Source organism: Roseisalinus antarcticus, from assembly GCF_900172355.1.
Taxonomy (GTDB): domain Bacteria; phylum Pseudomonadota; class Alphaproteobacteria; order Rhodobacterales; family Rhodobacteraceae; genus Oceanicola; species Oceanicola antarcticus_A.
Map to the genome: position 1 here is coordinate 65077 of NZ_FWFZ01000017.1, position 26760 is coordinate 91836.

Genomic DNA, 26760 nt, shown 5'->3' on the forward strand with positions numbered 1-26760 from the left:
AATCGAACTGGCATCATGGAGGATACAATGCCTAATTCAGTTACACGACGCACATTCGGGGGCGCCACCCTTGGCGCCGCGCTGGCCCTCGCCATGATCGGCGGGCCGGCCCTGGCGCAGACCAAGACCCTGCGCCTGTCGCATCACCTGCAACCCGGCCACCTCGTGGATGTCGCCTCGCACCGTTTCGCCGACCTGGTGTCCGAGGCCACGGGCGGCGAGATCGCGATCGAGGTCTTCCCCGCAGGCCAGATCGCCGGCCTCAGGCAGGGCGCCGAGGCGGTGCAGCTTGGCACCGTCGACATCGTCTGGAGCGATTTCGGCACCCTGGCCAACTGGCGCCCGGAATACGGGTTCGTCAGCCTGCCCTTCATGTTCCAGGGCGACGACCACTTCGAGGCCGTCTTCGGCGGCCCGGTCGGAGAGGAGCTGGCCGCGAGCCTGAAGGAGAACCTCAACATCGAGACGCTGGGCTACGGCAATGCCGGCTTCCGGGTCATCGCCACGCGCGACGCGCCGGTGAACGGCCCCGAAGACCTGGTGGGGGTCCGCATCCGGGTGCCCGAGGTGCCGACCTTCGTGAACGCGTTCAACGCGATCGACGCCAACCCGACGCCGATGGCCTGGGGCGAGGTCTATACCGCGCTGCAGACCGGCGTCATCAACGCGGTCGAGAACCCGGCCGAAGGTCTTGCGGTCGGCGACATGAACGAGGTCACCAACTACCTGTCGCGCACCCTGCACATCATGACCGACGTGAACCTGTTCGCGAACGGCGCCATGATGGAGGGCCTCACCGAAGAGCAGCAGGCCGCGATGCGCGAGGCGGCCGCCACGGCGGTGGACGAGTTCAACACGGCCACCCGTGAGGCCAGCGCCAGCTACTGGGACGAGCTTGCCGCGACCATGGAAGTCGTCGAAGAGCCCGACCGCGCCGCGTTCCAGGCGGCCATGGCCCCGGTGTGGGACGACTTCACCGCCGCCACCGGCGACGCCGGCCAGCACTGGATCGACGTGGTGACAGCCGCCGCGCCGAACTGAGCCGCGCCCCTTCGGGCCGCCGCCCCCTGCGGCGGCCCGATCCCGACGGTCAAGAGGAGCCCGAGATGAGTTTCTATCCCAGCCTGGCCCAATCCCTGCCGGTGCGCGTCATCCGGCACGCGACAGAGATCGCCGTGGCCGTGCTCGTGGCGGGCTACGCCGCAGTGATCTGCCTGCAGGTCTTCTACCGCTACGTGCTGAACGATTCCCTCGTCTGGTCCGAAGAGCTTGTCCGCTACGGCCTGCTCTGGGGCGTGATGCTGGGCGCGGCGCTGGCCAGTGACCGCAACGCGCAGGTCGCGCTGGAGCCCCTGCGCTCGGTGCTGGGGGAACGCGCGTATTTCGTCGTGCAGTGGATTGCCGGCCTGATGATCATCCTCTTCTGTCTCGTCACGGCCTGGTACGGCTGGGACTATGCGGATCGCCTGTCCACGATGTCCTCGCCCGCCTCGCAGATTCCGATGCCCTACGTCTTCAGCTCGATCCCGATCGGCTGTCTCCTGATCTCGTTCTTCGTGATCGTCCACCTGATCTCCGGCAGCCACAGGCACCGGGCCGATCCCGAAAAGAGCCTGCATTCATGATCATCGCGGTCCTGTTCATCTCCTTCGCGTTGCTGCTGGTGCTCGGCGTCCCGCTGGCCTTCGCCATGGGCCTTTCGGCGATCGCCGCGATCGTGTCCGAGGGCGGGCAATCGCTGCTGATCATTCCGCAACGGATCACCGCGTCGCTCGACAGCTTCGCGCTGCTCGCGGTGCCGCTGTTCATCCTGGCCGGCGAGCTGATGAATTCGGGTGGCATCACCGAACGGATCGTGCGGTTCTCGCGCTCGGCCATCGGGCATTTCAAGGGCGGGCTGGCGCAGGCCAACATCCTGTCGAACATGTTCATGGCGGCGCTCTCGGGCTCGTCGCTCGCCGACCTGTCGGCGATCGGGTCGATGATGATCCCGGCGATGACAAAGCAGGGCTACTCCAAGCCGTATTCCGTCGCGATCACCTCCTGCGCGGCGCTCATGGCGCCGATCATCCCGCCCAGCATCATCGCGGTCATCTATGGCTCGATCACCGGCATCTCCATCGGGTCGCTGTTTCTGGCGGGCGCCTTGCCCGGGATCATGGCCGGCCTCGGCATCATGGTGATCGCGCGGCTGATGGCCGACAAGGGCGGCGCGACGGCCATGCCCCGCGAAAGCTGGGGACAGTTCGCCCGCGTCGGCGGCGGCGCCCTGCCCGCCATGGCCGTGCCGTTCATCATCGTCGGCGGCATCCTGTCAGGCGTCTTCACCCCGACCGAGGCGGGGGCCGTCGCCGTGGCCTATGCGCTGATCTTCGGGCTGGCGACGCGGCGGCACCGGCCGGGCGGGCTTTATGCCCTGCTGCTGAATGCTGGCGTGACCACGGCCAGCGCCCTCATCACACTCGCGGGCGCATCGCTCTTCAGCTATGTCCTGGTGTCGAGCGGGTTCGCCCAATCAGTGCTCGCGGCGCTGGTGTCGCTGACCGAGACGCCGTCGGTCGCGATCCTGCTGATCTTCCTGCTGCTGGTCGTGCTCGGCATGTTCGTCGAGACCGTCTCGGCGCTGATCCTCGTGGTGCCGATCCTGATCCCGGTCGTCGGCTACTACGACTTCAACGGCGTGCAGTTCGGGATCTTCACCCTGATGTCGCTGGTCCTGGGCGGGCTGACGCCGCCGGTCGGCATCCTCGCCATGGTCGCCTGCCGGATCGCCGACGTGGATTACAGCAAGACCTTCGGGATGCTGATGCCCTTCATCCTGTGGTGGGCGGTGGCGACCCTGCTTGTCGCCTACGTGCCGTTCCTGACGACCTGGCTGCCGTCGCTGGTCTTCTGACCGGCCCCGCGGACGGTTCTCCCGCCCGCGGCCTAGAACTCACCGCCTGGCGCCAGGTCGAAAAACGACCCCATGGACCCGTTCGCGTCCGCATCGTCGCGCCGGGGATCGGGGACCGGGCCGCTGAACCCGGACAGCCCGTCGCCGACCCCTCCGGGCCCGGTCATCAATGACCCGCGCCCGTCCTCCCCCGAGACTGTGCCGGTGTCAGCGCCGGCCCCGAATGTCGGCAGGCCGTAGAGATCGGTATAAGAGCTGCCGGGCTCGGCCGTGTCCGACAGGCTGGGCAGCGCCCGGCCGGGCGTCTGGGTCAGGGGCACGGCCAGCGCGGGCGGGCCCAAAAGGGCACCCCCCACCGACGCACAGGCGATGGCCGCAAGACGGACCTTCATGTCGGCCGGCTCCCCCAGGCAATCCCAGGCAATCCCAGGCAATAAATTGCACTCTCCCGCCAGTATCGAACCATATCCGTCTATTTGACGTCAACGCACAGGTGCGTTTCCGCACGTTCCGTCCGCCAGATGCGCCTTTAGCATTTCGGCAACCGGAAGCGAGGCGCCCAGCCGGGCGGCCAGCAGGAAGATCCCGCCGATCTTGCGCTGCAGGTAGAGCACGTCGACCGGCAAGGTCGGGGGCACGAAGCCCTCTTCGGCCAGCACCATCCCCTCTTCCTGCATCCGTCGGGGAAGGTCGGTGCCGGCGAAATCGAAGTCTTCGGCCCCGCGCAGCGCGTCGAAGGCGAGGCCCATCATCCGCAGGATCCGCTCGCGGTGGGCCTGCGCCGTGTCGGGACCGAAAAAGCCGATCTCCCCGGCAACCTCTCGCAGCGCGTCCAGGTCACCGCCAAGCCCCGCGCCCAGCAGACGGCGGTAGAGTGCTGCGATCCGCGGATCGAGCGCCCGCGTCGCGCCGAAATCCAGCAGGACGATGCGTCCCTGCGCCGGATCGAAGCGGTAATTGGCGAAATTCGGGTCCGTCTGCATCAGCCCGAAGGCAAGAAGCTCCCGCAGCAGCAGATCGACAAGACGCCCCGCCACAGCGTTCCGCGTGGCCTGGGGCAGGGCGGCGACATCCTCGATCGGGATGCCCTCGACGAAGGACATGGCGAGGATGTCGCGCGTCGTCCACTCCGGGTGCGGCGCCGGAACCTCGAACCCTGCATCGTCCCGCAGCAACTCGGCGAACCGCGCGAGGTGCCGGGCTTCGGCAAGGTAATCCGTCTCTTCGTGCAGCTGCTTGCGGGCGTCTTCAAGGTAGGGCGCAAGCTCCAGCCCCGCGGGCAGCAACCCCGACATCCGGATGATCGCGCCCACGTTCGCGATATCACTGTCGATGCTGCGGGCCACGCCCGGATACTGCACCTTGATCGCCAGCTCTCGCCCGTCGCGCAGTCGGGCGCGGTGCACCTGCCCGATGGAGGCCGCCGCGATGGGCCGCACGTCGAACCGCTCGAACGCCCGCAACCAGCCCCCGGGCCAGTTCGCGTTCAGCACCTTCTTGAGCTGCGCCGGCGGCATGAAATGCGCGTCCGACCGCAGCCGCGCCATGATCTGTGCAAGCTCCGGCGGCAGCACCTCTCCGGTATCCATGGAGATCAGCTGGCCCACCTTCATCGCCGCGCCCCGCATCCGCGCCAGTTCGTCGGCCACCCGGCGCATGTTGCCGGGCGTCAGCATCAGCGACCGCAAGGAGGGCCGCCGGCCCCGCCCCAACTGTGCGAGCCCGTTGAGGGCCATGTTGCCCGCCACGCCGGCGGTCAGCGTGCCAAGCCGGGTGAACCGCGCGGCCCGGCCGGCGGGCACGGCCAGCCCACGCCCCTGTCCTGCGCCGTCGCTCATGCCGTGTCGGGCCGCGCGACATAGAGCCGGATGGCAGAAACCGCCACATCCGCATCGAACACCCGCCCGATCCCCAGCACGCCGACCCGGCGCAGGCCGGATGGCTCGAACGGGGCGTCCGTGCGGTGGGGCTCGAAGCTCTCGAACGGGAAGCGCAGGAGCGTCCATTCGGCGGGCGCGACGAAATCGGCCCGGAACGATTGCCATGGCCTGGTCAGCCGGTCCGTGCGCAGCCGCAGGTCATAGGCCTCGTCGTTGCCGCGGACCTCAAGCTCGATCCCGTCCCATTCGCTGGCATCGAACGGGCCGCCGTCCTCGGCGAGGTCGAATGCCATCTGGACGAAGCCGCCGTTGTTCTCCAGCGAGACCGCGCCGGTCAGGCGGGTGGCCTGCCGGCCGCCCACCATTTCTCTGGTGACCTGCCCGCGCGAGACGCCGCCCATCACGGTATCGGCGACGAATTCCCAGTCCGGCGATAGTTCCACGACATGTTCCCTTCGGTTCTTGCCTCCTCAGATAGCCCGGCCGCCGCCCGGCGCCACGGCCCTGGCCGCAATGATCGGACCGGCGGCGGCACCGTCCTGTCGGGGTGCGCCGCAAGACCGGCCAATTTCGTTTGACAGCGGGTCCGGTCAGCCGCGATCCTCTGGCCGACAGTTCGCCAAACCGGGGCCATTTCGCCATGCTCTCCAACACCTTCGCCGCCCTGCCCGGCCCCCCGTCGTGAAGGTCGACCTGAGCCACCGGGTCGCCCTCGTGACCGGGGCGGCCACCGGCATCGGCCGGGCACTGGCCGAGGCGATTGCGGGCTCGGGCTGCGGCGGGCTGATGCTCACGGATCGCGATCCTGCGGTGATCGCGCTGGCCGAGGCGCTTGGCGCCCGCCATGTGCTGGCGGACCTGGCCGCGCCAGACGCGGTGGACCGGATCACTGCCAAGACCATCGCCGCCTTCGGGCGGATCGACGCGCTGGCCAATGTCGCGGGCCTGACCACCCGCGGATCGGTCGTGGACGGGACCGAGGCCACCTGGGACAGCCTGATGTCGGTCAACGCCCGTGCGCCCTTCTTCCTGATGCAGGCGGTGATCCGAGACATCCTGCGCCGGGAGGCCGCGGGCAGCGTCGTCAACAACCTGTCGATCAACGCCCATTGCGGCATCCCCGAGCTGGGGATCTACGCCGGCACCAAGGGGGCGCTGGCGACGCTGACGAAGAACGCCGCGAACGCGCATCTTGGCGACGGGATCCGGGTCAACGGGATCAACCTGGGCTGGGTCGCCACGCCCAGCGAGGACCGGATGCAGCGCGACATCCTGGGCAAGGGCCCCGGATGGCAGGCGCAGGTGGCCGCGACCCGGCCCTGGGGCCGGCTGTTGCAGGCAGACGAGGCCGCACGGCTCGCGCTCTTTCTGCTGTCGGACAGCTCGGCGCCGCTGACCGGCGCGTTGATCGACCTAGAGCAGCACGTGACAGGGGCGCCGGGATGATCCAGACTACGCGAACGCGTGCGCGGACCCGCCGCGCGTCGACAGTCGGGTGTTGACGCTGGCGGCGTTTTTTCGAGAGTGACCGAGGGAGGAAGTGCATGTCCGGGCAAAACGCGATCGGTGCGGCAATCATCGGAACGGGGTTCATCGCGAGCGTCCATCTGGCTGCCCTGCGGCGCCTCGGCGTGACCGTCCGCGGCGTCCTGGGATCGAGCCCGGCGCGCGGGGCCGAGGGCGCCGCCGCGCTTGGGGTCGACACCGCCTATGACGACCTGGAGGCCCTGCTGCGCGACCCGGCCGTGGACGTGGTCCATGTGACCTCTCCGAACCATGCGCATTACCCGCAGGTCAAGGCGATCCTGGCGGCCGGCAAGCACGTGATCTGCGAAAAGCCGCTGTCGATGACCAGCGCCGAATCCGCCGAGATGGTGGAGATCGCCCGCACCTCGGGCAAGATCGCCGTGGTCTGCTACAACGTCCGGTTCTATCCGCTCAACCAGCAGGCCCACGCCATGGTCGCGGCGGGCGACATCGGTGCGCCGCGTTTCGTGACCGGGCATTTCCACCAGGACTGGCTGGCGCGGCGCGGCGACTGGAACTGGCGGCTGGAAGTCGAGGCCGGCGGCACCCTGCGGTCGGTCGGCGACATCGGCACCCACTGGGTCGACCTCGTGAGCTTCATCGTCGGCGAGAAGGCCGAGGCGGTGCTGGCCGACCTCACCACCTTTCTGCCCGAACGGGACAAGCCGCTGGGCCCCGTCGCCACGTTCTCGGCGGCGCAGGGCGAGACCGAGCCGCAGGCGATCACCACCGATGACGCGGCGATGATCCTGCTGGGATTTCCCGGCGGCGCGAAGGCGTCGATGACGACCAGCCAGGTCAATATGGGGCGCAAGAACTCCCTGCAGTGGGACATCGCGGGATCAGAGGCGTCGATCGCATGGGACAGCGAAACGCCGGACCACCTGTTCATCGGGCACCGCGACGCGCCGAACCAGATCCTGCAGCGCGATCCCGGCCTGATGAACGCGGCCGGCGCGGCGGCGGCAGCCCTGCCGGGCGGGCACGTCGAGGGTTTCGCGGACAGTTTCCGGGCTTTTCTCGCCCAGGTCTACGGCGATGTCGCCGTTGGCGCACGGTCGCCCGGCTCCACCTGGGCCGGCTTCGAGGACGGCCATTACGAGATGCAATTCTGCGACGCCGTGATCCGGAGCGCCGAGACCGGCACCTGGGTCGAGATAGGAGGATAGACATGCAACTTGGATTGCTCACCGCACCATTCGAGGACACCGATCTGATGGCGGTCGCGGACTGGACCGCGGCCAACGGCATGACCGCGCTTGAAGTGGCCTGCTGGCCGGCCTCGGGCGGCGAACGGCGCCGCTATGCGGGCACGAGCCACATCGACGTGGACGGGCTGACAGCCGCGCAGGGCTCCGAGATCATGGGGGCGCTGGCGGACAAGGGCATCACCGTCTCTGCGCTGGGCTATTACCCCAACCCGATGCACGCGGAGGCCGATCACCGCGAGGAAGTGCTGTCGCACCTCAAGAAGGTGATCTCGGCGGCGGGCGTCATGGGCGTCGGCACCGTCAACACCTTCATGGGCGGCGACCGGACCCTGAACGTGGATGAAAACTGGGCCCGGGCGGAACAGATCTTTCCCGACATCGTCAAGCATGCCACAAACAGCGGCGTGACCCTGGCGTTCGAGAATTGCCCGATGATTTTCAGCTACGACGAATGGCCCGGGGGGCACAACATCGCCTATTCGCCGCGGATCTGGCGCCGGATCCTCGAGACCTGGGACGGGGTCGGCATGAACTTCGACCCCAGCCACCTTGTCCTGCAGATGATCGACCAGGGCCGCTTCATCCGCGAGTTCGGCAGCCGGTTTGCCCATGTCCATGCCAAGGACCTGATGATCGACCGCGACGGGCTTTACGAGCACGGCATCCTGTCGGCCGGGATGGGCTGGCAGATTCCGCGGCTCTGCGGGCTTGGCGATGTTGATTGGGGCGACTTTTTCGGTCAGCTCTACCGCATCGGCTATGACGGCCCGGTCATCATCGAACACGAGGACCGCGACTTCGAAGGGTCCGACGAAAAGATCAAACGGGGCTTCTGCCTCGCCCGCGACATTCTGAGCCCGTACATAAAATAGGGCCGGGATCGACAAGTGTGAAACCCAGGGAGGGAACCATGAGAAGACTATTGGCGACAACGACGGCATTGGTGCTGACGGCGGGCTTCGGCGGCATGGCCGCCGCGCAGGATGGCTATACCATCGGCATCTCGAACACCGTGCAGGGCAACGGCTGGCGCGAGGAAATGGTCTGCGCGATGAAGGCGCAGGCGCTGGTGTCGGGTCAGGTCGACTCGCTCAACATCGCGCACCGCAACACCGACGCGGCGGGCCAGCTGGAGGACATCCGCAACCTGGTCGAGGCCGGCGTCGACGCGATCGTGCTGAACCCGGCGAACTCCGAGGCGCTGAATTCCGCGATCGAGGACGCCATCGCGGCCGGGATCGTCGTGGTCGCGGTCGACCAGGCCGTGGGCGCTGAAGGGGCCTACATCCTGTCGAACAACCAGGAGCAATACGCCTATCTCGGCGCCAAGTGGCTGTTCGAGGAGCTCGGCGGATCCGGCGACGTGGTCTACATGCGCGGCGCGGCGGGCGCGGGCGCGGACGATGACCGCAACACCGGCTTTCAGCGTGCGCTGTCGGAGTTTCCCGACATCAACATCGTGCAGGAAACCTTCACCGGCTGGCAGCAGGACCAGGGCAAGCAGCAGATCCTCGACTACCTCGCCACCGGCCTGCCGGTGGACGGCGTCTGGACCTCGGGCATCGACAACGTGATCGTCGATGCCTTCATCGAAAGCGACGTGCCGCTGGTGCCGATCGTGGGCGCCGACAATGCGGGCTTCGTCGGCCAGCTGGCCTCGATCGACGGCTTCACCGGGGCCGCGGTGACCAACCCCGGCTCCATCGGCGGGGCGGGCATGACCCTGGCGCTGCAGGTCCTGTCGGGCGACGCGCCCGAGGACAAGCTGGTGCTGGTCGACCCCTCGCTCTGGGCCAACAACGACCCCGAGGGCATGGCCCAGATCGAGGCGGCGCAGAACCCCGACCTCGACCCCGAATGGCCGGTGAGCGTGATGATCCCCGGCTGGACGGATTACACGATGGAAGACATCATCGCCTGCAAGGGCCCGGGCGAGTAACCCTGCAGCGCGGCCCCGGCGCGAAGCCGGGGCCGCACCTTCGACTGACGAGACATGCGCATGACCGATGACACCCCTTTGCTGATGGCCAGCGGGGTCAGCAAACGCTTTGGCGCCGTCGTAGCGCTCCGCAACGCGTCGCTGACCATTCGCAAAGGTGAGATCGTCGCCCTCATGGGGGCCAACGGCGCGGGCAAATCGACCCTTGTCAAGATCCTCACCGGTGCGCTGAAGCGCGACGACGGCGCGGTCGAAATCGCCGGGAAAGACGAGCGGATCGGCTCGCCGGCCGCGGCCCAGCGGGCCGGGCTGATGCCGGTCTATCAGGAACCCTCGCTGATCCCGGACCTGAGCGTTGCCGACAACCTGGCGCTCGGCGGGACCCCGGTCGACGATTTCCGCGCCTGGGTCGAGGAGCTGGGCATCAAGGGGCTGCGTCTGGACGACATGATCGGGCATTTGCCGCTCGCGACCTTGCGCATTCTCGATCTGGCCCGGGCGCTGGCCAGCAAGCCCAAGGTCCTGCTGCTTGACGAAATGACCGCCGCGCTGCCCACCGACCTTGTGGAAAACGTGCTGCGTGTCATCCGCAAGCAGGCGGATGCCGGCCAGGCCATCATCTACATCTCGCACCGGTTCACCGAGATCGCGCAGGTCTGCGACCGCGCGACCGTGCTGCGCGACGGCGAGACCGTGGGCGACCTGGAGGTCGTCGAGGGGGTCGAGGAGCGGGTGATCGAGCTGATGCTGGGCTCCGCGCTCGGCGCCGGGGCCGCGGCAAGTGTCCGGCCGCCCCCCGCGGGCCCGGCGCATCTGGAGGTGCGCGGGCTGACGCTCGGCAAGAAACTCACGGATGTCAGCCTGCGGCTGCACAAGGGCGAGGTTCTGGGGGTCGTGGCGCTCGAGGGACAGGGCCAGGACGAATTGTTCGGGGTTCTGGCCGGGCTGATCCGTCCCGATCGAGGGCAGATCCTGGTGGACGGAGAGGCCGTCGCCTTTCGCCACCCCGCCGATGCCATCGCGAAGGGGCTGACCTACGTGCCGGGCGATCGGGCCGACGGGCTGATGATGATGCGCTCGGTGCATGAGAACATCGCGATGCCGATGCTTGCGCGGTTCCGCAACTGGGGCCCGATCGGCATGAGGCGCGAGGCCGGGCTGGTCAATGATGCGGTCGAGCGGATGCAGATCGACACCCGTGCCATGGGCGAGGTGCAGCGCCTGTCGGGCGGCAACCAGCAGAAGGTCACCATCGGCCGATGGCTGGCCATGGGGGTCGAGACGCTGCTTCTGTTCGACCCGACCCGCGGCATCGACGTGCGCACCAAGCGCCAGATCTACGGCCTGGTGCGCGAGCTGGCCGAGCAGGGCGCGGCGGTGCTCTATTACACCTCCGAACTGGCGGAGGTGCCCGCTGCCTGCGACCGGGCGGTGGTGCTTTTCAACGGATCGGTGGTGGATGTGATCGAGGCTGCGGACGCGGACGAACAGACCCTCATGCGCGCGGCCTACGGCCTGCGGGAAGAGGCGGTCGGGGCATGACACGACTTCTGGGCCGCCACGGCTGGGTCATGGGGCTGACGGCGCTGCTTGTCCTGGCTTTCGTCTTCACCAAGGTGATCCAGCCTGGCTTCGGGGCATCGGGGCTCGACTCCCTGGCCCGGGCGACGATGCCTTTCGCCTTTGCCACGGCCGCGATGGCGGTGGTGGTGATCGCCGGCGGGATCGACCTGTCGGTGGCCTCGATGATGGCCGTGGCCGGGGTGACGGCGGCGGTGCTGATGGATGGCGCGGGCACGGGCTTTTCGGTGCTGGCGCTCTTGCTGGTGCTGGGGGTGGGCCTGCTGATGGGGGCCATAAACGGCGCCCTGATCGTGTTTACCCGGGTGCCCGACATCGTGGTCACCCTGGCGATGCTGTTTGTCTGGGAGGGTGTCGCGCTCCTGATCCTGAACGCGCCGGGCGGGGCCATCGCGCCCTGGCTGCGCGAGCTTGGCCGGGGGCCGTTTCTGGTCGAGTGGCTGCCCCGGTCCTTCGTGCTGATGGTGGTCTGCATCGCCATCGTCTGGATGCCCCTGCGCCGGTCGCGCCTGGGGCTGTCGATCTACGCGATCGGGTCGGACGAGCTTGCGGCCTACCGCTCGGGCGTGTCGATCGGGCGCACGCGGATCGCGGCCTATGCGATCTGCGGGCTGTTCTGCGCCATGGGCGGCGTGTCGATCAGCATGGCCACCGGCATCGGGGAACCGATCCCCGGCCCCTACCTGATGGCCAGTGTCGCGGCGGCGGTGCTGGGCGGCGTGATGCTGGGTGGCGGACGCGGGGCGCTGCTGGGACCGATCATCGCCGTCATCATCCTGCGGCTGGTGCGCATGGACATGACGCTGATGTCGGTGGATCCCAATATCGCGACGATCGTGGAAGGGTTGATCATGGTGGCGGTGGTCATGCTGGGCGGCCTGCTGGCAATGAGGGCGGCGCGATGACCCCGCAAGACACCGCCTCCCTCCTCGTCCGACTGGGCCGCTTCCTGCGGGACAACCCGATCTTTCCGCTCATCATCCTTCTGCTGGCGCTGATCGCCACGCTGGAATTCATGCGCCCCGGCATCGTCAACGAGCGCTGGATCGGCAACACGATCAAGTTCGCGATTCCGCTGGCGATGCTCGCCGCCTGCCAGACCCTGACGATGCTGACCGGCGGGATCGACCTGTCGGCCTCGGTGGGGGCGACGATCACCGCCTTCGTCATGGCCACCCAGGTGCCGATCATGGGGGCGCCGCTGGCGATCTGCATCGGGCTTGTGCCGGCCATCCTGATCGGACTGGTCAACGGCTTCGGCGTCGCCGTCTGCCGGGTGCATCCGCTGATCATGACCCTTGGCACCGGGCTGATCGCGACCGGCTGCCTGCAGGTCTACCAGCGCTTCGTCATCGCCAGCGGGTCGGTCGTGCCCGACGGGCTGGGCTGGCTGGGCACCGGCCGCACCTGGGGGGCACCGAACGCGCTGTTGCTGTTCGTGCCCTTCGCCATCTTCGTCTTGTGGCTACAGCGGCGCACGGGGTTCGGCCGGCTGCTCTATGCGCTCGGCTCCAACGAGACGGCGGCCAAGATCAGTGGCGTCAGGTCATGGCAGGTCTATCTGGCGCTTTATGCGCTGTCGGGGCTGATCGCGGGGGGCGCGGGGCTGCTCTATGTCGGGCTGATCAAGGCCCCGTCGCTGAGCCTGGTAAGCCCGCTGCTGCTGCCCTCTGTGGCGGCCGCGGTGATCGGCGGCACCTCGATCTTCGGCGGGCGGGGCGGATATGGCGGCACCATCGTCGGCGCCCTGATCCTGACCGTGCTCGGCACGCTGCTGACCCTGATGCAGATCCCCGAAGGGACGCGGCGGATCCTGTTCGGGCTGATCATCCTCGCGGTCACCACGATCTATGTGCGGCTGACCAATCAGCGATAGGGGACGACAATGGGCAAATGGCGGATCGCCGGGATCAGTTTCGACCACATGCACATGGGCGATCTGCTGCGCCAGGTGGATGCGCATCCCGAGGCCGAGATCTGCGCGATCTACGACCCGGACCCCGCCCGGATGCAGGCCGCGATCGCGGCGTTCGGCCTGCCCTCCGAGGCGGTGTTCACCGATTTCGACGCCTGCATGGCGACGGCGCCGGACATCGCGCTGCTCTGCGCGGCGACGGCGGACCACGCGGCCTTTGCCGAACGCCTGGCCACGCATGGCTGCCACCTCTTCGTCGAGAAGCCTTTCGCCGCAAGCGTTGAGGACGCCCGGCGGATGATCGCCGCGATGGCGGGCACCGGCCGGCAGATGGCGATCAACTGGCCGCTGACCTGGGTCCCGAGCCACGCGACCGCCAAGCGGCTGGTCGACGAGGGCACCATCGGCGATCTGCTCGAGGTCCATTACTACGGCGGCAACCGCGGCCCGCTCTTTCACCTGGCCGACAAGGTCGAGGTCACCCCCGAGGAGGTCGCGCGGCGCAAGCCCGACAGCTGGTGGTACAAACGCGCGTCGGGCGGCGGCAGCCTGCTGGATTATCTCGGCTACGACGCCACCCTCGGGACATGGTTTCTTGACGGCGAGGCGCCGCTGGAGGTGGCCTGCATGGTGGACGAGGCCCCCGGCATCGAGGTCGACCAGCATTCCATCACCCTGTGCCGCTACGCCCGCGGCCTGTCGAAGATGGAGACCCGCTGGGGCACCTTCACCGACCCCTGGACGACCCAGCCCCAGCCCACCTGCGTTTTCGTTCTGGTCGGCAGCAACGGCACCATCGGCAGCCCCGACTACGCGCCCCATGTGACGCTGCAGACCCGTGCGAGGCCCGAGGCCACGCCCGTTCCCGTCGATACCCTGCCCGAGGGCCGACGCAACGGGATCGAGTATGTGCTCTCTTGCCTCGCGCGCGGCACCCCGGTCGGCGGCCCGCTGTCGCCCGAGCTGAGCCTTGTCGGCCAGCGGATCGTCGACACTGCCGCGGCCTCTGCCCGGGAAAAGCGCACCTTGCCGCTGGTGCCCTGACACGCGCCCTCCGCCCCGGCACCCGGCGGGGACCCAACGCGCGGCCAGAGCATGGCCAGCGGCCAATTGCGAAAGGATCCGTTCATGAAGACCGCGATCGTCACCGGTGGGGGCACCGGAATCGGGCTGGCCACCTGCCGCCGCTTTCTGACCTCGGGCTACCGGGTGATCGCCGCCGGGCTGGAGCGGGACGACGACCTGCCCGCCGGGATCGAGTTCCTCGAGACGAACGTCACCGACCCGCGGGACATCGACCGGATGATCGGCGCGGCGGACCGGATCGACGCGCTGATCCACTGCGCGGGCATCCAGCTGCAGGAGCGCGAGTGGCAGGTCGAGGACTTCCGCAAGGTGCTCGACGTCAACCTGACCGCCTGCCACGCCTCGGCCACCGCCGCGCTGGACAAGCTGACGGCGGCGCGTGGCAATGTGGTGAACATCGCCTCAATGTGGAGCTTTTTCGGCTCGCCGAAATCGCCCGGCTATGCTGCGTCCAAGAACGGCATCGTCGCGCTGACCCGCTCCATGGCCACCGCCTGGGCCCCGCGCGGCATCCGCGCCAACGCCGTGGCCCCGGGCTGGGTGTTGACGCGGATGGCGATGGCCGCCAGGTCCGACCCCGTCCGCGAGCCCCGGATCACCGAGCGCATCCCCATGGCCCGCTGGGCGGAGGCCCATGAGGTGGCCAACGTCATCCACTTCCTGGCCTCGGACGAGGCGAGCTATGTCACCGGCGTCGTGCTGCCGGTGGATGGCGGCTATTCGATCGGCTAGCCGCGCGGAACTCGGCGACGCTAGGACGTGGGGATGTTCTCGCGAAAGATCACCTGCAGGCGCGGCATGTATTCCGGCTCCACCGAGCCGCGCACCGAGGACAGCAGCAACTTGACGATCTCGCGGGCCTCGACCCGGACGTTCTGGTCGATCACCGCGTCGATGGTGCGGTCCAGCAGCATCGGCTTTGTCGATTCTGTCAGATCGTGGGCGATGAACACCGTGTCCTGGTCCCGCCGCGCCGCCCGAAGTGCGCGCGCGATGCCGCGCTTGCCGGAGCCGATGTTGTAGATCCCGTCGATCCGGTCCTCGGCCAGCAGGCGGCGGGTCTCTTCGAACGCCCGCTCGCGGTCGTCGCGGACCTCGGCGATATGGGCGATGCGGATCTGCGGGAAATCCTCGGACATGATCGACCGGAACCCCATCTCGCGTTCCTCGTGCCCGCGATAGGCCGGCGAGCCGATGAAGACCGCCACGCGCTTGGGCTCGGAGCCGCCGACGAACCGCCCCATGAGCAGCCCGGCAAGCCGACCGGCGGCGCGGTTGTCGATCCCCACATAGCCGACCTTCCGGGTCGAGGGGATGTCGGAAATCAGCGTGCCGACATGGACCCCGGACGCCGCGAGGGCGTTGATCGCCTCGCGCACCTTGGGGTGGTCGAGCGCCACCACGCCGACCGCATCCGTGCGCCCCTCCAGCGACCGCAGCCGCTCGGGCAGCCGGTCGTGGTCGAACCCCTCGATCTGATGCACGTTGATCTCGACCCCTGTCAGGGTCTGGGCCTCTTCAAAGAGGTGCCGGCGCAGGTCCGCCATGAAATCGTTGGGCCCCGCGGGCAGCACGAAATCGAGCCGCGCGGTCTTGGCCTCGCCGGTGGGCAAGCCGTAATAGCCAAGATCACGGGCCACCTGCTCGACGATCTGGCGGGTCCTGTCGCGCACCCCGTCGCGGCCGTTCAGCACCCTGTCCACCGTCGCGGTGGACACGCCCGCCTCTCGGGCGATTCGCGATATCGTCGCGCGCATTTCCGCAAAACTCCCCTCAATGAGGTCTTGATATGCAATCTTAAGACATCATCAATGCCTCGCATAGCCACTCTTATTTGACGATATTGCGGAATATCAGATCAAACGGATGGATAATGATGTAAAAGGATGCATCATGATGCTTTGCCGGGCAGACCCCCTGCGTCATGCTGTCTGTATGGACATGACCCGAAAAAAGGGCGGTCCACGGGAGGAAATCACATGACCGAGACACACCGCTTCACGCGGCGCCGCGTCCTTGCGGGAGCTGCGCAGACTGCCATTTTCGCCGGTATCGGCGCTCCGCTCGTGCTCCGCGCCGACAGGGCCCGCGCCCAGGCCGGGCTGGCAGAGGGGATGGTCGGGGGGCCGACCGGCTTTCCGGGCGCCGAACGCTACCAATACGGGCCCGACACGCCGGAAGGCCGCGCCATCGAGGGCATCCGGGCATTGGTCGGCGCGGGCAAGGCGCCCAGCCGCATCGTGCTGGGATTGTCCGACGGCTCCATCGGCCAGATCACCCAGCCCTTCCCCGAAGGTGCGCCGTCGGTCAAGGACCTGTGGGAGCAGGAGACCGGGATCACGCTCGACATCGTCGGCGTGCCGAACGGTCAGGAATTCACCAAGGTCATGCAGGACGTCTCGACCAACGCCGGCGGCTTCGACATCTACGCGGTCGAATGGAACCGCCTGGGCGATCTCGCCGAGACCGGCGGCATCGTGGCGCTTGACGATTACGTCGCGCAATACCGCCCCGAATGGGACGACCCCGAGCGGGGCTATGTGAACGGTGAACAGGGCGTGTCGCTGCTCAACGGCTACCGCGGCAAGGTCTACGGCGTCTCGCTCGATGGCGACTTCCAGACATGGAACCACCGCACCGATCTGTTCAACGACCCGGACGAGCAGGCGGCGTTTTCAGATGCCCACGGCTATGCGCTGGCACCGCCCACCACGTGGAAGCAGCACGACGAGATCGCGGCCTTCTTCACCCGGCCGGACGATGGGCTCTATGGCTCCACCGATCTGCGCAACCAGGGCTGGGGCTATACCAACTGGTACCAGCGGTTCGTTTCCATGGCCTCGCCCAACCAGTTCCTGTTCGCCGACGACGGCACCGCGCTGATCAACACCGAGGCCGGCTGGGCGGCCACCCAGGAATACATCGACAGCCTGTCGCACCATTCGCCCGACGCGATCTCGTGGAGCTGGCCGGAGCAATACGGCAACTTCGCCCAGGGCGGCGCGGCGATGACCTGCGCGTTCTCGAACCTGCCCAAGTTCCTGGACAACCCCGCCAACGAAGGCAGCATGGTCACCGGCAAGGTCGGCAGCCACCTGCCCCCGGGCCGCGAACACGACGGCGGCCTGGTCCGCCGGACGGTCCTGTGGCTGAACCTCTCGGCCTCGGTGTCGTCGCAATCCGAGCATCCCGAGGCGGCCTACCTGCTGCTGCAATGGTTGGGATCGAGCCGGATCTATTCGTGGATGACCGCCAACCCGGGCGGCTATTTCGACCCGTTCCAGCTGGCGAACTTCGCCGATCCGCTGGTGCGCGAGACCTACCACGACTACCACATGGACATCGTCCGCGAGAGCGTGCGGCGCACCGTGCCGACGATCAACTATCCCGGCGCCACGGCCTTCCACAACGCGCTGGACGAAAGCCTTGTCGCGGCGCTCACTGGAAGCATGTCGGCCGAGCAGGCGATGGCCAACACCGAACGCCAATGGGCACGGATCGCCCGGCGCGTGGGCGAGGACAAGCTGCTCGAGGCGATCCAGGCCAACAAGGCGGCCTGGCCCGATGTGATCGACCCCATCGGCGCATGACCTCCCACATTGTCGACATTGCGGGCAGGGGCCTCGGCCTCTGCCCGCTGCACCATACCGGGGTCTGACCTTATGCACCGCAGCCTGTCTTTCGAGACCTTTCGCTACGCCGCCATCCTGACTTTTCTGGCCCTGTCGCTGATCCCGACGATCTGGATGATGTCGATGGCCTTCAAACCCGTGGCCGAATGGCAGGCAGCCGGTGCGAACCTGACCTGGTGGCCCGAAAACCCGACGCTGGACAATTTCCGCTTCATCTTCGGCGAGAGCGGATCGGACCTGATCGTGGCGCTGGAGCGCACGGCGGGGCGGCCGATCCTGGCCTCGCTGCTTGCGGCCACATTCGGCACGCTGATCGCGATGGTCGCGGGGTCGGCGGCGGCCTACGGGCTGTCGCGCTTCGGCTCGGGCGGGAACCTGCCGCTGGCGCTGATCCAGCTCCGGATCTTTCCGCCCATGGCCGTGATGATCCCGGTCATGATCATGTGGGCCTTCCTCGGCCTGATCGACACCTGGTGGGGGCTGGCGCTGATCTACGGCATCGTCACCATGCCGTTCAGCTTCTGGCTGATGAAGACCTTCTTCGACGACATGCCGCGCGAGATCGAGGACGCGGCCCTGGTCGAGGGCTGTTCCCGCTGGCGGGTGTTCACCCGGATCACCCTGCCGATCATGCGGCCCGCGCTGGCCTCGTCGGGACTGTTCGTCTTCATCCTGAACTGGTCGGACTATCTGATCGCGCTGCTGCTGACGACCCGGGACTGGGTGACGATACCGGTCTACATGGCGTCGCTGTCGTCCTCGATGACCGGCCAGCTTTACGGCGCCAAGGCCGCCCTTGGCCTGATCGCCGCGGTCCCGCCCGTGATCATGGGCATCGCGATCCAGAAACAGCTGGTCCGCGGCCTGACATTCGGGGCGCTGAAGGAATGACCGAGATCGCCGATATCCCCCCGCCGCGGACCGAGACCCCCGCCCCGCCCGACCGGGAGGCCGCGCGGCTCGGCTTTCGCCTGACCCTTCCGGCCCAGCTTCTGGTGCTGTTCATCGCGGTGTTTCCGATCTGCATGCAGATCTACATCTCGCTGACGGACTGGTCGCCGCTGGACGGCATCCCCTGGTGGCGGGCCCACGAGCTGTGGATCGGGCTGACGAATTATTCCGACCTCGCCTCCGACTTCCGGTTCTGGGGTGCGCTCTGGCGGACGCTCTTCGTGATGCTGGTCTGCGTGCCGGTCCAGTTCTTCCTTGGGCTGGGGCTGGCCATCCTCTTCGTCGACGAGTTTCCCGGGCGGCGGATCTTCTACTCGGTGCTGCTGGTGCCGATGATGGTGGTGCCCGCGGTCGCCGGCTACATGTTCTTCATGCTGTTCCAGTCGGGCGGGCCGGTGAACGACATCCTGTCCGCGTTTGCGGGCCGCACCGTCTCCATCGCCTGGCTCAGCGATCCGGATCTGGCCCTGGCGGCGGTCATCATCGCCGATATCTGGCAGTGGACGCCGCTGATGTTCCTGATCCTGCTGGCCGGCCTGGTATCGGTGCCCAAGGATCAGCAACTGGCGGCGGTGCTGCTGGGTGCCGGCTGGTGGCGGCGGTTCCGGACCATCATCCTGCCACGGATGAAGACGATCATCATCATCGCGCTGGCGATCCGGGTGATCGAGAACTTCAAGATCTTCGACACGCTCTACATCATGACCGGCGGCGGCCCCGGGATCGCGACCGAGACCATCAGCGTCTACATCTACAAGGTCACCCAGCAAGAGCTGATCTGGGGCTATGTCGCGGCGATCGCGCTGGCGATCCTGATCTCGCTGTCCATCGTGTCGGCCTTTGCCATAGCGCGGCTGCGGAGGGGCTCATGACAGAGATCGTCCTCGACACGCTTGGCAAGGATTTCGGGTCGTTCACCGCGCTGCGCGACATGGACCTGACGATCCGGGACGGCGAGTTCATGGCGCTGCTGGGCCCCTCGGGCTGCGGCAAGTCCACCACGATGAACATGATCGCCGGCATGCTGGAGCCGACCCGCGGCCAGATCCGCTTCGACGGAAAGCGCATCGACGGCGTGCCGATGGCCAAGCGCGGAGTGGGCTTCGTGTTCCAGAACTACGCGATCTTCACCCACATGAGTGTGCGCGAGAACCTGGCCTATGGCCCCAAGGCGCAGGGCATGTCGCGCGCCGAGGTGACGCGCCGCGTCTCGGACATCGCCGAGCTGCTGCAGCTGACCCCGATGCTCGACCGCCGGGCGGCGGGGCTGTCGGTCAACATCCTCCAGCGGATCGCCATCGGCCGCTCGGCCGCGGTGGAGCCCGCGATCTTCCTGCTGGACGAGCCGCTGTCGAACGTCGATGCGGCGTTCCGCGCGGTCATGCGGTCAGAGCTCAAGGGGCTGCAACGGCGGTTCAGCCAGACCATGGTCTATGTCACCCACGACCAGCTCGAGGCGATGACCATGGCCGACCGGATCGCGGTGATGGACCACGGCAGGCTGCTGCAGGTCGGCACGCCGCTGGAGGTCTACAACAACCCTTCCGACACGTTCGTGGCCCGGTTCATCGGCTCGCCCGGAATGAACCTGATCCCGGCCCGCGTCGATGGCGACACGGCGCATATGGACGGGATCGGTGCGCTGACCCTGACCGCGGCGCCCGGCACGGCGCAGGTTCTCGCGGGTTTCCGCCCCGAGGTCGTGCACCCCGATGACGACGGCCCGCTGGCCATGGGGGTCGAGATCGTCGAGCACATCGGCGCCCGCACCATCGTCCACCTTCGCGCCGGCGAGACGGAGGTGAAGGCCGTGCTCGACGCCGAGCACACCGCCCCGCGCGAAGGCCAGGCCTTCCGGTTCCGGGTCGATGCCGCCGATATCCGGCTGTTCGACCCGGCCACCGGCGCGGCCATGAAAAGACACGGATAATGGCCTCGATCCGGTTCCAGAACGTCACCAAGCGGTTCGGCGACATCGTCGCGCTGGACGATGCCAGCTTCGAGATCCGCGACAACGCGTTCTTCTGCCTGTTCGGGCCGCCGCTGTCGGGCAAGTCCACGATCCTCAAGCTGATCCTCGGGCTGGAGACGCCCGACACCGGCGGGATCTTCATCGACGGGCAGCCTGTGGCCCATGTCTCGCCCGCCAAACGCAACGTGGCGATGGTGTTCCAGAACCTCGCCCTGTTTCCGCACATGTCCGCGCTCGACAACGTCCGGTTCCCGCTGGTCGAGCGCAAGATCCCCGAGGCGCAGATCCGTGCGCGGGTGGCGCAGGTCACCGAGAAGCTGCACATCGGCCATATCCTCGGCAAGCCGCCCGCGCAGCTGTCGGGCGGCGAGCGTCAGCGCGTCGCCATCGCCCGGGCGCTGGTCCGCGATCCGGCGGCCTACCTGATGGACGATCCGATCTCTGCCCTCGACGCCCGCCTGCGCGAGGAGACCCGGGTGGAGCTGCGGCGCATCCAGCAGGAGATGCAAAAGACCCTGGTCTACGTCACCCACGACCAGGAGGAGGCGATGTCGGTGGCCGACGGGATGGCGGTGCTCGAGTCCGGGCGGATCCGCCAGATCGGCACGCCCGAAGACCTCTACCGGCAGCCCAACAGCACCTACGTGGCCGAGATGCTCGGCGCGCCGCGGATCAACGTGATCCCGGGCGACATGGCCGGGGTGATCGCCCTGCCGAACCTGCCGGCCGGGGCCGCGCGGATCGGCATCCGCCCCGAGAACCTGCGGGTGAACCCGGGCGGCGGCGAGGGCACGATTTCGGAGATCGAGCCGCTTGGCGCCTTCACCACCCTGTCGATCGACGCGCGGGGCCAGACCCTGAAGGCGAGCCTGCGCGGCCAGCCCGATCTGCAGACAGGGGCGCATGTAAGCCTTTCGGTCGATCCGGCACGGGCACATTTTTTCGACGCCGCGGGAAATGCCCTGGCAGTCGACGCATGAGGGAGGAAGAGATGAAAGACTTGGTCTACGCACCGGACCCGCCGGTCCGCAGCAAAGGCAGCAAGATCGGCGCCATCGGGGCCGGGATGATCATGGCCGAATGCCACCTGGCCGCATATGCCGACGCCGGCTTTCCGGTGGTCGCCATCGCCAGCCGCACCCGCGCCAACGCGCAGAAGGTGGCCGACCGCTGGAAGATCGGCCGGGTCCACGACACGCCCGAGGCGCTGATCGAGGACCCCGAGGTCGAGATCGTCGACATCGCCTATCCCCCGGACCAGCAGCCCGCGCTGATCCGCCACGCGCTGGGCCAGCCCCACGTCAAGGGCATCCTCGCGCAGAAACCGCTGGCGCTGTCGCTGGACGAGGCCCGCGCCCTGCGCGACGAGGCCGCCGCGGCCGGCAAGATTCTGAGCGTCAACCAGAACATGCGCTACGACCAGGCGATGCAGGTTCTCAAGCAGATCCTCGACCGGGGCGAGCTGGGCGAGGTGGTGTTCGCGCAGATCGACATGCACGCGATCCCCCATTGGCAGGATTTCCTGAAGGAATATGACCGGCTGACCCTGTCGAACATGAGCGTTCATCACCTGGATGTACTGCGGTTCCTTCTGGGCGAGCCCGAAGAGATCACCACCGTGGTCCGCACCGACCCGCGCACGACGTTTCAACACACCGACGGAATCTGCGTGTCGACCCTGCGCTTCGAGAGCGGGGCGCTGGCATTGTCCACCGAGGATGTGTGGTCCGGCCCGCGGGCGGAAGGATACGACGACGACCAGCACATCACCTTCCGGATCGACGGGACCGAGGGCGTCGCCAAGGGCACCATCGGCTGGCCCACCGGGGTCGCCTCGACGCTGACCTATGCCTCGCGCAAGACCACGGGCGGCCAGTGGGTCACCCCCGGCTGGGAGACGATGTGGTTCCCCCACGCCTTCATCGGCGTGATGGAGCAGTTGCAGCACGCGGTCGAGACCGGTGCCGCCCCTGCCCTGACCGTCGCCGACAACGTCAAGACCGTCGAGCTGATCGAAGCCGCCTACCGCTCTGTCGCAGAGGGACGGACGGTGCGGCTCAGCGAAATACAAACACCTTAAGGGAGGAACCAAACCATGATGCACGCTGGAATTTTTACCGGGTATTACCCCTACGGCCTCGAGGAAACCTGCTCGAAGATCAAGGGGCACGGCTTCACCACCGCGCAGCTCGACCTGCATTTCAGGGATGTCGACCTGAGCGCGGGCCAGATCACCGAGGCCAAGGCCAAGAAGGTGCGCGACACCTTCCGCGCCCACAACCTGCCGATCTGCTGCGTTTCGGGCTACACCAACATCGTCCACCCCGACCCGGGCGAGCGCAAGAAGCGCAACGACTACCTGCACGAGATCGTCCGCAACGCCCGCGCGTTCGGCTCGCGCTACGTGATTTCGGAAACCGGCACCTTCGATCCCGACAGCGACTGGGTCCACCACCCCAAGAACAAGACCGAGGAAGGCTGGGACGAGTGCCGTGCCGAGATCACCAAGCTCGCCCAGACCGCCTATGACCACGGCGCGGTCTTCCTGCTGGAAACCTACGTCAACAACGTCGTGGGCTCGGTCGAGGAAACCGTGCGGATGTTCGCCCAGGTCAACCACCCGGGCCTCGGCCTGCTGATGGATCCCACGAACTATTTCGAGGCCCACAACATCGACGATATGGACAAGATCCTGAACCAGGTCTTCGACACGCTGTCCGACAAGATCTGCATCGCCCACGCCAAGGACGTGAAGCGTTCGGGCGAGGACAAGACCGAAAAGCACGCCGATATCGGCGACGACGAGGCGCTGGAATCCCACACCTTCCGCGGCGTCGGCGAGATCGAGCTGCCGGCCCCCGGCCTCGGAGAGCTGAACTACGACCTCTACCTGCAGCGCCTGTCGGAAAAGCACCCCAACATCGAGGTGATCATCGAACATCTCGACGAAAGCGACATCCCGCGCGCGAAGGAATTCCTCGACGGCAAATTCGTCGCCAACGGCGTGTGAAAAGGACTGATCCCATGAAATGCATTGTTGCCACGATCCTACTGACCACGACGGCCCTGCCCGCGGCGGCCCAGGACCTGACGTTCTATCTGCTCAGCCACGGCGGCCCCAGCGACAAGTTCTGGGTCGACTGGAACGCCGGGGCCATGACGGCCTGCGAAGAGCTCAACGTGACCTGCAACGTCACCTTCTCGAACGGCGATTTCGCCGTCCAGAAAGAAGCCTTCAACGCCGCCATCGCCGCTCAGCCGGACGGCATCGCCACCACCTCGGCCCAGCCGGGCCTGTGGATGGAGGAAGTGCCGGCGGCGCGGGACGCCGGAATCCCCGTGGTCTTCTTCAACACGGACGACCCGGCCACCGGGCGCCAGGCCTATGTCGGCGCGGACCTGACCGGGGTCGGCGTCATGTGGGCGGAATACCTCGTGGATGGCGGCTTCGTCTCCGAGGGCGATTCCGTCTTCCTGCCGGTCGAGGTTCCGGGCGCCAGCTACCAGCAGCTGGAGACCGCGGGCATCGCCTCCGTCTTCGATCCGCTGGGCATCACTTACGAGGTGTTCGACGCGGGCACCGATCCGGCGGGCATCCAGGCCTCGATGTCGGACTACATGCTGGCCAATGAGCCCGCCGCGATCATCGCGCTGGGCGACAGCGTCGCCGCCGCGGTCCAGCCGGTGCTGGAAAACGCGGGATATGCGGCGGGCGAGATGCCGGTCGTCGGCTGGGGCAACAGCCAGGCCACCGCCGAGGCCGTCGAGGGCGGCTGGGTCAACGCCGCGGCGTGGCAGTTCCCCTCGGCGCAGGGTTTCATGCCCGTGGCGCTGCTGGCGCTGGCCGCAAAGGGAGAGCCGATCGGCTACGATGTGCTGACGCTCAGCCTCTATGACGCGGACAGTGTCCAGCCGATCCTCGACCTCTACAACGCTCAATAACGACCCGCGCCCCGGGGCCGCCCTGCGTGGGCCCCGGGGACAGCTTTTTCAGACGACGAAGGATGACGCCGTGGCCATGGACGCCGCCTCTGCCCCACCGCCCGCACGCCGCAGCAACCCGCTGCGGCGCCCCCAGGTCGCAACGCTGCTGATGCTGATCGTGGTCCTTGCAGGGTTCACCATTGCTGCGCCGCATTTCGCAAGCCCGCGCAACGTGTCGAACATGCTGGCCTTCATGCCCGAGCTCGGTATCATCGCCCTTGGCATGTGCCTGTTGCTGACCGCCGGCGAATTCGACCTGTCCGTCGGCGCCGTGTTCGCGCTGGGCGCCTGCGTGGCGATGATCTTGGTGCAATCGACGGGCTGGGCAATCGGGCCATCGCTGGCCGCTGGCCTCCTGACCTGCATGCTGGTGGGCTTGGTCAACGGGCTGATCGTGACCAAGATGGGGATCTCGTCCTTCCTCGTCACTCTCTCCATGCTGCTGGTCGTGCGCGGCTCTTCGCTCTACCTCACGCAGGGGTTTCCGCTGCAAAGCTACCGCGAAGAGACGGTGTTCCGCACCCTTCTGGCGGGCGATTTCAACCTCGGGCCGTTCCGGCTCTATGCGTCGCTCTTCTGGTTCGCCGGACTGGCGCTGCTGGCCGGCTACGTGCTGACGCTGTCGCGCCTCGGCAACTGGATCTCGGCCATCGGCTCCAACCGCCAGGCGGCGATCGCGCGCGGGGTGCCGGCCGACGCGGTCAAGATCGGCCTTTTCGTCCTGACCTCGACGCTGGCGGGGCTGGCCGGCATGATCTCGGCCTTCCGCATCAACAACGCCTCGCCCGTGGCGGGCACGGAATACGAGCTCGAGGTCATCGCCATGGTCGTCGTCGGCGGCACCGCCCTGACCGGCGGCTACGGCACGATCTTCGGCACGGTGCTGGGCGTGATTCTGCTGCGGGCGATCCGCAACGGCATCATCATGATCGGCGTGCCGGGCCTGGCCTATTCGACCTTCGTGGGCGGCATCATCCTGCTGATGCTGATGCTGCACGCGGGGCTGCGCCGCGCGGGGGAGCCGGGACGATGACCGATGTGCTGTCCCTGTCGGACATACACAAGTGCTTCGGCAATGTCGTGGCCCTCAAGGGGGCGGACCTCAGCGTGGGCGAGGGCGAGGTCGTGGCGCTTCTGGGCGACAACGGCGCCGGCAAGTCCACCCTGATCAAGATCGTCTCGGGCGTGATAGAGCCCGACCGGGGCAGCATCGCCGTCAACGGCAGCCCGGTCCGCATCCGCTCGGCCCGCGACGCCATGGCGCTGGGGATCGAGACGATCCACCAGGACACCTCGCTCGCGCCGCATCTCAGTATCGGGCGCAACCTCTTTCTCGGGCGGGAACCCGTGCGCCTGCCCTGGCTCGGCCCCCTCGCGCCGATCGATTTCGGCCAGCTGCGCGATGCGGCGGCCAGCCTGCTGCGCCGCGTGGGCATCACCAAGTCGCTGACCGCCCAGACCCCGGTCAACGCCCTTTCGGGCGGCGAGCGCCAGTCCATCGCGATCAGCCGCGCCATGCAATTCGCCGCACGGCTGATCATCCTGGACGAGCCCACCAACAACCTCGGCGTGGAAGAGACCCGCGGCGTCCTGCGCTTTGTCGGAGAGATGAAGGCCCAGGGCCATTCGGTCCTGCTGATCACCCACAATGTCCATCACGTGCTGCAGGTCGCCGACCGTCTGGTGGTCATGCGCCGGGGCGAGGTCGTGGCCCAACAGGCGGTCGCGGGCGCCGGTGTCCTGGATATCGAGGGTCTCATCATGGGTGTCGACCTGACCGCAGAGGAGCCCGCGCTCGCATGACCGGCCTGCACCGGCCATCTCCGCTCGCCCGGGCCCGACCGGCCCGCGCTCGCTCGGGTCCGGGGCGCCAGGATCACGGCAGCCAACCGAAGGTGACAAAATGAACGTCCAGTCCCTGACACATCATCCCCGCGATTACAGCCTGACCGGCGAAAGCTCGCGCTACGCGGTCGAGATCGGGCTGGCCTCGGCGGAGTGGTATCACACCGATGTCCCGCGCAAGCAGATCAAGGAGCTGATGCTCCGCAGGGACGGGCCCGCGATCCGCGACACGATCCTCTGGATCGGCCTGCTGGCGCTGACCGGGCTCGGCGGGGTGCTGACCTGGGGCACCTGGTGGTGCGTGCCGTTCTTCCTGGTCTACGGCGTGCTCTATGGCTCGG

26 protein-coding genes and 1 pseudogene are annotated in these 26760 nt (G+C 67.6%); 23 read left to right on the plus strand and 4 right to left on the minus strand.

Annotation, left to right across the window (positions count from 1 at the left end; translation table 11 throughout):
- Positions 1–27 precede the first annotated feature (27 nt).
- The 3 genes from ROA7023_RS14910 to ROA7023_RS14920 all read left to right on the plus strand — a co-directional run bounded on the left by ROA7023_RS14910 (position 28) and on the right by ROA7023_RS14920 (position 2896).
- Positions 28–1041, plus strand: coding sequence for a TRAP transporter substrate-binding protein (locus ROA7023_RS14910; RefSeq protein ID WP_159458541.1), 1014 nt, complete (start codon positions 28–30; stop codon positions 1039–1041).
- A gap of 65 nt (positions 1042–1106) precedes the next feature.
- Positions 1107–1625, plus strand: coding sequence for a TRAP transporter small permease (locus ROA7023_RS14915; protein ID WP_085879838.1), 519 nt, complete (start codon positions 1107–1109; stop codon positions 1623–1625).
- On the plus strand, positions 1622–2896 hold the full coding sequence (locus tag ROA7023_RS14920; RefSeq protein ID WP_085879839.1) for a TRAP transporter large permease: 1275 nt from the start codon (positions 1622–1624) through the stop codon (positions 2894–2896). The genes ROA7023_RS14915 and ROA7023_RS14920 overlap by 4 nt, the downstream gene beginning before the upstream one ends.
- 32 nt (positions 2897–2928) lie before the next feature.
- Here the strand turns inward: ROA7023_RS14920 and ROA7023_RS14925 are convergent, their stop codons facing one another.
- The 3 genes from ROA7023_RS14925 to ROA7023_RS14935 form a co-directional block, all read right to left on the minus strand.
- On the minus strand, positions 2929–3288 hold the full coding sequence (locus tag ROA7023_RS14925; protein WP_085879840.1) for a hypothetical protein: 360 nt from the start codon (positions 3286–3288) through the stop codon (positions 2929–2931).
- 90 nt (positions 3289–3378) lie between these two features.
- Complete coding sequence (locus tag ROA7023_RS14930; RefSeq protein ID WP_085879841.1) at positions 3379–4734, minus strand: ABC1 kinase family protein; 1356 nt, start codon at positions 4732–4734, stop codon at positions 3379–3381.
- Positions 4731–5219, minus strand: a complete 489-nt coding sequence (locus ROA7023_RS14935) for a CIA30 family protein (RefSeq protein WP_085879842.1) — start codon at positions 5217–5219, stop codon at positions 4731–4733. The genes ROA7023_RS14930 and ROA7023_RS14935 overlap by 4 nt, the downstream gene beginning before the upstream one ends.
- Positions 5220–5457: 238 nt before the next feature.
- Between ROA7023_RS14935 and ROA7023_RS14940 the strand changes: the two genes are divergently transcribed.
- The 9 genes from ROA7023_RS14940 (at position 5458) to ROA7023_RS14980 (ending at position 14767) form a co-directional block, all read left to right on the plus strand.
- Positions 5458–6222, plus strand: a complete 765-nt coding sequence (locus tag ROA7023_RS14940) for an oxidoreductase (protein WP_085879843.1) — start codon at positions 5458–5460, stop codon at positions 6220–6222.
- A 98-nt stretch (positions 6223–6320) separates the two neighbouring features.
- The gene (locus ROA7023_RS14945) at positions 6321–7472 is read left to right on the plus strand and encodes a Gfo/Idh/MocA family protein (RefSeq protein WP_085879844.1); all 1152 of its coding nucleotides are present in this window, start codon (positions 6321–6323) and stop codon (positions 7470–7472) included.
- Between the two features lie 2 nt (positions 7473–7474).
- Positions 7475–8386, plus strand: coding sequence for a sugar phosphate isomerase/epimerase family protein (locus tag ROA7023_RS14950; protein ID WP_085879845.1), 912 nt, complete (start codon positions 7475–7477; stop codon positions 8384–8386).
- A gap of 38 nt (positions 8387–8424) precedes the next feature.
- Positions 8425–9453, plus strand: coding sequence for a substrate-binding domain-containing protein (locus ROA7023_RS14955; RefSeq protein ID WP_085879846.1), 1029 nt, complete (start codon positions 8425–8427; stop codon positions 9451–9453).
- A gap of 60 nt (positions 9454–9513) precedes the next feature.
- Entirely contained in the window at positions 9514–10995 is a 1482-nt protein-coding gene (locus tag ROA7023_RS14960; protein WP_085879864.1) for a sugar ABC transporter ATP-binding protein, read from the plus strand.
- Entirely contained in the window at positions 10992–11939 is a 948-nt protein-coding gene (locus ROA7023_RS14965) for an ABC transporter permease (RefSeq protein ID WP_085879847.1), read from the plus strand. Before ROA7023_RS14960 ends, ROA7023_RS14965 begins: the two co-directional genes overlap by 4 nt.
- Positions 11936–12910: an ABC transporter permease gene (locus ROA7023_RS14970; RefSeq protein ID WP_085879848.1), complete on the plus strand. Its 975-nt coding sequence runs from the start codon at positions 11936–11938 to the stop codon at positions 12908–12910. Before ROA7023_RS14965 ends, ROA7023_RS14970 begins: the two co-directional genes overlap by 4 nt.
- A gap of 9 nt (positions 12911–12919) precedes the next feature.
- Positions 12920–13993: a Gfo/Idh/MocA family protein gene (locus ROA7023_RS14975; protein ID WP_085879849.1), complete on the plus strand. Its 1074-nt coding sequence runs from the start codon at positions 12920–12922 to the stop codon at positions 13991–13993.
- A gap of 84 nt (positions 13994–14077) precedes the next feature.
- Positions 14078–14767, plus strand: a complete 690-nt coding sequence (locus ROA7023_RS14980) for an SDR family NAD(P)-dependent oxidoreductase (RefSeq protein WP_085879850.1) — start codon at positions 14078–14080, stop codon at positions 14765–14767.
- A 20-nt stretch (positions 14768–14787) separates the two neighbouring features.
- Here ROA7023_RS14980 and ROA7023_RS14985 read toward each other — a convergent pair whose 3' ends face one another.
- Entirely contained in the window at positions 14788–15792 is a 1005-nt protein-coding gene (locus tag ROA7023_RS14985) for a LacI family DNA-binding transcriptional regulator (RefSeq protein WP_085879851.1), read from the minus strand.
- A 222-nt stretch (positions 15793–16014) separates the two neighbouring features.
- On the opposite strand from ROA7023_RS14985, the gene ROA7023_RS14990 reads away from it, so the two are divergent.
- The 11 genes and pseudogenes from ROA7023_RS14990 to ROA7023_RS15040 form a co-directional block, all read left to right on the plus strand.
- Entirely contained in the window at positions 16015–17625 is a 1611-nt protein-coding gene (locus ROA7023_RS14990; RefSeq protein WP_085879852.1) for an extracellular solute-binding protein, read from the plus strand.
- 72 nt (positions 17626–17697) lie between these two features.
- On the plus strand, positions 17698–18558 hold the full coding sequence (locus ROA7023_RS14995) for a carbohydrate ABC transporter permease (RefSeq protein WP_085879853.1): 861 nt from the start codon (positions 17698–17700) through the stop codon (positions 18556–18558).
- Complete coding sequence (locus ROA7023_RS15000; protein WP_085879854.1) at positions 18555–19490, plus strand: carbohydrate ABC transporter permease; 936 nt, start codon at positions 18555–18557, stop codon at positions 19488–19490. Before ROA7023_RS14995 ends, ROA7023_RS15000 begins: the two co-directional genes overlap by 4 nt.
- Positions 19487–20548: an ABC transporter ATP-binding protein gene (locus tag ROA7023_RS15005; RefSeq protein WP_085879855.1), complete on the plus strand. Its 1062-nt coding sequence runs from the start codon at positions 19487–19489 to the stop codon at positions 20546–20548. The genes ROA7023_RS15000 and ROA7023_RS15005 overlap by 4 nt, the downstream gene beginning before the upstream one ends.
- Positions 20548–21570, plus strand: a complete 1023-nt coding sequence (locus tag ROA7023_RS15010; protein WP_085879856.1) for an ABC transporter ATP-binding protein — start codon at positions 20548–20550, stop codon at positions 21568–21570. The genes ROA7023_RS15005 and ROA7023_RS15010 overlap by 1 nt, the downstream gene beginning before the upstream one ends.
- Positions 21571–21581: 11 nt before the next feature.
- On the plus strand, positions 21582–22670 hold the full coding sequence (locus ROA7023_RS15015; protein ID WP_085879857.1) for a Gfo/Idh/MocA family protein: 1089 nt from the start codon (positions 21582–21584) through the stop codon (positions 22668–22670).
- A gap of 15 nt (positions 22671–22685) precedes the next feature.
- Positions 22686–23600: a sugar phosphate isomerase/epimerase family protein gene (locus tag ROA7023_RS15020; RefSeq protein WP_085879858.1), complete on the plus strand. Its 915-nt coding sequence runs from the start codon at positions 22686–22688 to the stop codon at positions 23598–23600.
- Between the two features lie 14 nt (positions 23601–23614).
- Positions 23615–24532, plus strand: coding sequence for a substrate-binding domain-containing protein (locus ROA7023_RS15025; protein ID WP_085879859.1), 918 nt, complete (start codon positions 23615–23617; stop codon positions 24530–24532).
- A 76-nt stretch (positions 24533–24608) separates the two neighbouring features.
- The gene (locus tag ROA7023_RS15030) at positions 24609–25607 is read left to right on the plus strand and encodes an ABC transporter permease (RefSeq protein WP_085879860.1); all 999 of its coding nucleotides are present in this window, start codon (positions 24609–24611) and stop codon (positions 25605–25607) included.
- The gene (locus tag ROA7023_RS15035; RefSeq protein WP_085879861.1) at positions 25604–26377 is read left to right on the plus strand and encodes an ATP-binding cassette domain-containing protein; all 774 of its coding nucleotides are present in this window, start codon (positions 25604–25606) and stop codon (positions 26375–26377) included. Before ROA7023_RS15030 ends, ROA7023_RS15035 begins: the two co-directional genes overlap by 4 nt.
- A gap of 100 nt (positions 26378–26477) precedes the next feature.
- Positions 26478–26760: pseudogene (locus ROA7023_RS15040) on the plus strand (fatty acid desaturase); the annotation flags it as partial.

Excerpts from the sequence above, each read along its gene's own strand:
- ROA7023_RS15035 (WP_085879861.1), top strand. The coding sequence starts at position 25,604 with ATGACCGATGTGCTGTCCCTGTCGGACATACACAAGTGCTTCGGCAAT.
- ROA7023_RS15005 (WP_085879855.1), top strand. The coding sequence starts at position 19,487 with ATGACAGAGATCGTCCTCGACACGCTTGGCAAGGATTTCGGGTCGTTC.
- ROA7023_RS15010 (WP_085879856.1), top strand. The coding sequence starts at position 20,548 with ATGGCCTCGATCCGGTTCCAGAACGTCACCAAGCGGTTCGGCGACATC.
- ROA7023_RS15025 (WP_085879859.1), top strand. The coding sequence starts at position 23,615 with ATGAAATGCATTGTTGCCACGATCCTACTGACCACGACGGCCCTGCCC.
- ROA7023_RS14925 (WP_085879840.1), bottom strand. The coding sequence starts at position 3,288 with ATGAAGGTCCGTCTTGCGGCCATCGCCTGTGCGTCGGTGGGGGGTGCC.
- ROA7023_RS14995 (WP_085879853.1), top strand. The coding sequence starts at position 17,698 with ATGCACCGCAGCCTGTCTTTCGAGACCTTTCGCTACGCCGCCATCCTG.
- ROA7023_RS15000 (WP_085879854.1), top strand. The coding sequence starts at position 18,555 with ATGACCGAGATCGCCGATATCCCCCCGCCGCGGACCGAGACCCCCGCC.
- ROA7023_RS14930 (WP_085879841.1), bottom strand. The coding sequence starts at position 4,734 with ATGAGCGACGGCGCAGGACAGGGGCGTGGGCTGGCCGTGCCCGCCGGC.
- ROA7023_RS14970 (WP_085879848.1), top strand. The coding sequence starts at position 11,936 with ATGACCCCGCAAGACACCGCCTCCCTCCTCGTCCGACTGGGCCGCTTC.
- ROA7023_RS14975 (WP_085879849.1), top strand. The coding sequence starts at position 12,920 with ATGGGCAAATGGCGGATCGCCGGGATCAGTTTCGACCACATGCACATG.
- ROA7023_RS14950 (WP_085879845.1), top strand. The coding sequence starts at position 7,475 with ATGCAACTTGGATTGCTCACCGCACCATTCGAGGACACCGATCTGATG.
- ROA7023_RS15015 (WP_085879857.1), top strand. The coding sequence starts at position 21,582 with ATGAAAGACTTGGTCTACGCACCGGACCCGCCGGTCCGCAGCAAAGGC.
- ROA7023_RS14915 (WP_085879838.1), top strand. The coding sequence starts at position 1,107 with ATGAGTTTCTATCCCAGCCTGGCCCAATCCCTGCCGGTGCGCGTCATC.
- ROA7023_RS15030 (WP_085879860.1), top strand. The coding sequence starts at position 24,609 with ATGGACGCCGCCTCTGCCCCACCGCCCGCACGCCGCAGCAACCCGCTG.
- ROA7023_RS14965 (WP_085879847.1), top strand. The coding sequence starts at position 10,992 with ATGACACGACTTCTGGGCCGCCACGGCTGGGTCATGGGGCTGACGGCG.
- ROA7023_RS14945 (WP_085879844.1), top strand. The coding sequence starts at position 6,321 with ATGTCCGGGCAAAACGCGATCGGTGCGGCAATCATCGGAACGGGGTTC.
- ROA7023_RS14990 (WP_085879852.1), top strand. The coding sequence starts at position 16,015 with ATGACCGAGACACACCGCTTCACGCGGCGCCGCGTCCTTGCGGGAGCT.
- ROA7023_RS14910 (WP_159458541.1), top strand. The coding sequence starts at position 28 with ATGCCTAATTCAGTTACACGACGCACATTCGGGGGCGCCACCCTTGGC.
- ROA7023_RS15020 (WP_085879858.1), top strand. The coding sequence starts at position 22,686 with ATGATGCACGCTGGAATTTTTACCGGGTATTACCCCTACGGCCTCGAG.
- ROA7023_RS14920 (WP_085879839.1), top strand. The coding sequence starts at position 1,622 with ATGATCATCGCGGTCCTGTTCATCTCCTTCGCGTTGCTGCTGGTGCTC.
- ROA7023_RS14985 (WP_085879851.1), bottom strand. The coding sequence starts at position 15,792 with ATGCGCGCGACGATATCGCGAATCGCCCGAGAGGCGGGCGTGTCCACC.
- ROA7023_RS14955 (WP_085879846.1), top strand. The coding sequence starts at position 8,425 with ATGAGAAGACTATTGGCGACAACGACGGCATTGGTGCTGACGGCGGGC.
- ROA7023_RS14980 (WP_085879850.1), top strand. The coding sequence starts at position 14,078 with ATGAAGACCGCGATCGTCACCGGTGGGGGCACCGGAATCGGGCTGGCC.
- ROA7023_RS14960 (WP_085879864.1), top strand. The coding sequence starts at position 9,514 with ATGACCGATGACACCCCTTTGCTGATGGCCAGCGGGGTCAGCAAACGC.